Raw genomic sequence first — 5,984 nt, 5'->3', positions numbered from 1 at the left:
TGATAGAGCGTAGTACAAACATGTTGTTTATGAGAAAACTTAAGAAGGGGAAAAATGCCAAAGAACTGGCACGAACTGTAATACACTTACTATCTCCTTTCAAAGACCATATCAAGTCTATTACAACTGACAATGGTACAGAATTCGCTTGTCATGAAATGATAGCCAAAAGCCTTGGTGTTACCATATATTTTGCTGACCCATACGCTTCATGGCAGAAAGGGGCTATAGAAAATGCTAACGGACTAATTAGGCAATACGTGCCAAAAAAAGAAACCTTTGAGCATATCAGCCAGCAACAAATCACGAAGTATTCAAAGAAAATTAACATGAGGCCAAGAAAGAAATTAGATTTTAAAACACCACAGGACTGCTTTTACGAACTAATTAAGTAAATTTGCACTTGCTTGTTGAATTCACGATTTGCGTGCATGAGTGCAAAGTAACAAAATAATTTTGATATGACTGTGTCCTACAAATCAGATTTTACTCCTCGTTACAATACCCTATACTTGATTATCAATCATTTATCAAATTGATACTACACAAAATATCTCGAAAATTTATGAAAAATAATTTTGCTGGTTAAACTTGGGTTAAATGTTTCTTTCCTGCAAAAAGTTTGTATAACAGAATGATTTTTCTATTTAAGGGTGTTTTTTGTTTATTATTCAGTATGTGATGACATTTTTAGTATGGGGTGTATAAAAGAATTATTCTCTGAAAAATGTCATTGCTTAGAATGTAAGACAGTCGTAGGTTTCCAAGATTTCTTCCTTACGTAATCCAAGATAGCGTTTGGTAATAGCTACAGATGAATGGTTGAAAAGTTCCATTAGCTTGATCAGTGCCAGTTCTGCATTGTCACTATTTATGTTATAAACTTGTCTTCCAAATGTCTTTCTCAAACTATGGCAGCTGAAATGTTTTATTTTCAGTCTGTACCTCTGTTTGAGTTCTTTGAGTATTACGTTGATACGTTGCACGGTGAAAACCGTACCTTTCTGACTAACAAGGACAGGAGCTGCAATGCCAAGATGATTGATATGCTCGTAACAGTCTTTAATATGCAATTGTAGTTCTATGTTGAACTTGCGCTAACAGTAATCGCTTTGGTTGACTCCATCTTTTATGATTTATCTAAAATACTCTATTTGGCAGATATTCCTTCTTTCCAACCTTTTATCTTCATCTGCTTAAAGTCAAAGACTATAGTTTGTCCTATTGATTGGAAGAAAGTCAAGCCTAATAGAACATCATAGCTAGTTGTTGTTTCTGGTACAATGTCTATTTTTCCTTTGTATCTATTGGCCTACCATTAATAGTCAATGAAGGTGATTTTAATATTAAATTCGGAATAGAAACAGCATTACCATCAGTTGTTACATACATGCTTTTATTCCAATTTTCCGATGGAAACTGGTGCTTCTTATAGAACTTGTCACACATCTTAATATAAACAACATCACCTGTACTTATCTTTCCAATAGCTGTTTTTTTACTTATCGTAATTGGCATAAACAAATAAGGATAATCGACATATGCAAAATACATTTTTTCTTCTACATCTGCATTTGGAAGACTATCTACAGGAAAACTAATCTCCTGCCGTTTCCAGTCTATCGCTATCGTTTCTAACTGCCTGATAATAGGAAGTCCTATCTTTGGTTTATTTGCTTCAGCATAAATCTCCTTTATTCTTTTTGCCTCTTTCTTTGACAACTTATGCTTATCAATGCCTTTTATAGGGGTGGCAACCTTCGAAACTAACGCAGGTACATTCTTAAATAGAATACTGCCAATACGAATAGAATCTAAGTAAACAACAGGGAAACCTGCTACACTATCCGCACCCACCACCAATCCCAATTGCTTAGCAACCTGATGCGTTATTATCATTGGATAAGGTGTCGCAGTCATCCATAAGCCTTCTAAAGATTTGTCGTTGACTTTAATCGGTGTCTTGAGAAGTGGCACTGCAGTAAACTTGATGGTTTGGCTTTTACCTTTGCGAATTGCATGTACTGGCGGTAATAAGTTCCGCTCTCTTAGGCGTTGTTCTCCGCTTGAGATTAGCTTTTCAACCGATTTATTATATTCCGCATCATTATAATAAGCCTTTTGGGAAAGATAATATTCTCGTTTCAGCCATTCTACATGCGATGCAGCCTTATCATGCATTCCTTCTGCCTTACAGAGGTTTAGGAGTTCACGAGAAAGATACAACACATCAGCACCATATGCCATCCAGTTATACCTTAAATTTTCATCTATCAAGCTGATTGCCAAACGATTTTGATTTTGGGCGATTGCTGCCAGTATTTGCTTATGAAGTTTGATAAAAGGTGAAACTGAATCTGTGTCAGTGAACAGCTGACACGCTTCCAAAAATCTTCCCTCAGTGATGAGCCCACCATATCGTTCCATTTTAGATTGATAGCTTTGTGCCATCGTGGAAATTGTACATAAAGCCAACAACCCTAATGTTAGTAAGCTAAATTTCTTCATACTCTTTATTTATAACTTATTTAAATTCCACTCGAAAACTTTTATTCTTTAGTGCAAGTGAATAGCATCACTTTTTCTCCAGATCTTTAATTTCATCTCTTTAAAATCTAACACCATTACTTCTCCCAAGGATTTGAAAAAAGGGTATCCCAATTGTACATCCCAGGATTTCATATCTTGGTCTTCATCTCTATAGCCTATTACTTTTAATCTTTCCTTAGGCAACAGTAATTGATTGGCATAAGTTAAAGAAGGTTTTACTAAGAACACATTTGTCGTATCACTCACCCCATACAAAGTAAGGCTATAGGAATGAGCATTTACATCTTTTATTGTAGAAAACCGCTTGGGATAAGCGTTTACCAAATTTTTATGCATATCTGCAAAGGTTGTACTGCCTATGTCAATCATTGCTAATGCCCTTACAGAATTTATGGAAAATGGTGTTATCAACTTTGAATACTTGACACCGGTAACAAACATTTGTTCTTGCAAGGTAGGGGCCGGTAAGGTCTTCTTGGGAAAGAAGAAGCAATTATTTTTCCAGTCTATCCCTAGCTTCTCCAAATGCTTAATGACTGGCAACCCTATTATGGGAATATTCGAGGCCTCATACACCATTAAAGCATCATGAAGTTCTTTTTCAGATGCACGACGGTCATACAAGGCTGGAATAGGATTTACCATATCATGAATAAAAGCCGGAACATTGTAAAGGGTGAAATTGCCAATTATTAGAGAATCTACAATAATAAGCGGATCCTGTGCGTCCTTAGAATTAACGCTCTTATTTCTGTAATCAAGACCTAAGGCATCTGCATATCTATGAGGTATTAGCAAAGCGCCCTCTGACCCAGTATCCCATAAAAACATTTCCGAAGTCTGATTGATTTTCAAACGCGTTTTAATATGACTGTCAAGGATGAACTTTATTGGCTTAGGCTCACCCTTGCATACGATGCGCATTTGTGGTATCTTACGATTTTCTTCTAAGAACTTATATGTTTCTTCGATACATTTGCTAACCGCGTTATTAAGTGTTAGGTTCTGATAATATTGTAGCTGAGCAGGTGCATAGGTATTCTTCAGCCAATCATACTGACATTCTGCATCATCATACCTCCTTTCAGCAACATACAAATTCATCAAAAGGTTTGAAAACGACAGTGCTTCATCACCATACAATCTCCAATTAGTCCTAAGGTTTTTACACAACAGATCAATTGCCAAATCATAGCGATTCTTACCTACCTCTGTAAAAGCTTGAATTGCTAACTTGACGGAAGGGGCCACTGAATCCGTTGGGGCATATATTTGCCCCAACTCTGAAAATCGGCCAGAATTTAAAGCATCGAAAAATCGACTTAATTGTGCTTGTTTTTGCAATTGTGCGAGGCTCGGTCGAGATAATGCAAGAGTGGTCAATAAAATAAATAGGCGTAAATATTTCATATCCTATGTTTATATTACATAATTCTACTTGTTAATATCAACTGTAATTCCTACTGCAAAACCTGTAGGAGTGCCATGCTTATCTGTGGTAATACTTCTGGTAATTGTTGTAGCACCAACAGTTACACTGCCGCTTGTTTTACTACCAGTATACTCTCAATTTTTTAAGTTTTCACTATGTTCTGCTTTAAAGTTACCATTCTTATACCCACCAACAAGAGAAAAACTTCCATCTGTGTTTACCTTTTCTCCTCCATAAAAATGATTAAATCCTTGTGTAAATCCGAAACCTGCGTTTGGAAAGTTTCCTTTGTTGCTATCAAGAGACATGTCCATTTTTGAGTTCCCTTTCGAGAGACCTATACCCAGTGTTCCTTCCCCTTTCATCGTGTTCACCGAACCAAAAGGGGTAACCGTCCAACCAGTTGTTGGCGGTAATGTAGGTGAAGGTTGTGTACCATTTGAGCCTCCGCCTCCGCCACCGCCTATCATTTGGGCAGCTTCTTCTGATGGGATCATTGTGAGTCCATCAAGATCTAAAGTGAATATTTTTTTCATCTTAATATTGTTTTTTGTAGATAGAAATATCTACACCTAAGATCCCCTGTTATGAAATAGACCATATACTTAAAGTTTTCTGCATTTACAAATCCCTTTGCCCTCCTTTTAACAAGTTGCTTCTGATAGGCCTAAAGCCTGTATAAATATCTCGATACTATTCATAAAACAAAGGTAATAATTTTATCTGAGTTTTCTATAATTACCCAAACGATTTGTTATAGATCCATTATATTTAGAGAGAAATATCCATTCCTCCTTAGACTTTTCAAATGTGGAACACGATTCTAATAATAATTTTCCTGTCATTTCTGTCACTCTGATTGAAGACATAACAGATTAGTTTACAGGCTCTTCTGCTCAAATGTTAAAATGACAGCAAACTGAAAATAAAAATATTGTTGGTTTTAAGTCCGTTATTCTCTTATGTAGTGAGGGTAATAGTGTAATGCTCCTTTCGTCTATTATTAGTTGCAATAAGAATGTGAAAACCAAGATGCAGATTTGGAGTTGTTATATGAAAACGTTATATTTGCAGAAAATAAGCTGCACTCGGCAAATTGAAAGCAAGCTTTCTTTGCTCTCGTTTGCATTATTTTTGCAGAAAAATATAAACAGGAGGTATAATTATGGCAGGCACAATGACAAACATCGAGAACAATACGATACGCATGTATTGGAACGTATTGCGGTCGATGAGTAAGAACATTCGGTTGGGCTTAGCTGTGAAACTTACTAACTCTGTACTTGAGGAAGAGAGCAAGGAAATGTCCGATGAAGCCTATACAGAAGCAATGTTTGATAAATTCTATGGAGCATGGAAAGGAGACGAAAGCGCCGATGAGCTGATGGGTAATATCAAGGAAAACACCTAAAAACAAGGGAGAAAACAAGCCACATTGCACGTGAAGATGAGTTTGAAAGTGCAGAACTGGGTTAAACGGTAATTACGGCTATTTTAATAATAAGTTCGGTTGATTAAATACGCAAGTTCAACATAGAACTGCAATCCCAAGTGCTGGTGTAGCTTAATAATCTATACCTGAAAACACCGAGGGGTTTGGGGGCGAGAAGCCCCCATGAGAAGAAAATCAACAAGCAATGCATAAAAATAAGAAAGGGAGACCTCTGTCTCCCAAAGATTAATTAATTTTGCATTGCAATGTACAAACAATTAACCTCGGAGCAAAGGTACACAATTTCTGTGCTACTCCAAAATAGAACGAAACAAAAAGATATTGCCAAGGCGATAAATGTAAGTGCAAGTACAGTGTCTCGTGAAATAAGACGTAATAGCGGAGTCCGAAGACACTATAATTGGGAAACTGCCCAAGCAAATGCAGTACAAACAAGGCGCAGAAAGCCAGGCAATCGTTCAGTCGACAAGGATGTCATGGAAGAGGCGAAGCGCCTTCTTATTACTGAGCAATGGTCTCCAGAACAAATATCTGGTGTATTGGCCAAGG

The 5,984-nt window shown here is 36.8% G+C and carries 6 protein-coding genes and 1 pseudogene; 3 read left to right on the top strand and 4 right to left on the bottom strand.

Annotated features, from left to right (window positions below):
- Window positions 1-395: IS30 family transposase (locus tag HMPREF0666_RS17870; RefSeq protein WP_232214054.1), on the top strand; the 395-nt coding region annotated here is incomplete at its 5' end.
- Between the two features lie 342 nt (window positions 396-737).
- Here the strand turns inward: HMPREF0666_RS17870 and HMPREF0666_RS04165 are convergent.
- From HMPREF0666_RS04165 to HMPREF0666_RS04150, 4 genes and pseudogenes are all read right to left on the bottom strand, one after another.
- Window positions 738-1,094: pseudogene (locus tag HMPREF0666_RS04165) on the bottom strand (tyrosine-type recombinase/integrase); the annotation flags it as partial.
- A 193-nt stretch (window positions 1,095-1,287) separates the two neighbouring features.
- Window positions 1,288-2,508 carry a hypothetical protein gene (locus HMPREF0666_RS04160; RefSeq protein WP_009011075.1) on the bottom strand — a complete coding sequence of 407 codons (1,221 nt, stop codon included), beginning with the start codon at window positions 2,506-2,508 and terminating at the stop codon, window positions 1,288-1,290.
- A gap of 48 nt (window positions 2,509-2,556) precedes the next feature.
- Window positions 2,557-3,960: a retropepsin-like aspartic protease gene (locus HMPREF0666_RS04155; protein ID WP_004381093.1), complete on the bottom strand. Its 1,404-nt coding sequence runs from the start codon at window positions 3,958-3,960 to the stop codon at window positions 2,557-2,559.
- Between the two features lie 156 nt (window positions 3,961-4,116).
- Entirely contained in the window at window positions 4,117-4,518 is a 402-nt protein-coding gene (locus HMPREF0666_RS04150) for a hypothetical protein (protein WP_009011074.1), read from the bottom strand.
- A gap of 629 nt (window positions 4,519-5,147) precedes the next feature.
- Between HMPREF0666_RS04150 and HMPREF0666_RS04145 the strand changes: the two genes are divergently transcribed.
- Together HMPREF0666_RS04145 and HMPREF0666_RS04140 are read left to right on the top strand one after the other, a co-directional pair.
- Window positions 5,148-5,393: a hypothetical protein gene (locus tag HMPREF0666_RS04145; protein WP_009011073.1), complete on the top strand. Its 246-nt coding sequence runs from the start codon at window positions 5,148-5,150 to the stop codon at window positions 5,391-5,393.
- Window positions 5,394-5,680: 287 nt separating this feature from the next.
- The coding region (locus HMPREF0666_RS04140) for a helix-turn-helix domain-containing protein (protein WP_009011072.1) at window positions 5,681-5,984 on the top strand (304 nt) is incomplete at its 3' end.

The sequence above is a fragment of the Prevotella sp. C561 genome (assembly GCF_000224595.1).
In the GTDB taxonomy this organism is placed as follows: Bacteria; Bacteroidota; Bacteroidia; order Bacteroidales; family Bacteroidaceae; genus Prevotella; species Prevotella jejuni.
The sequence above is the reverse complement of the archived record's forward strand: the minus strand, read 5'-3'. Positions and strand labels throughout refer to the sequence as shown.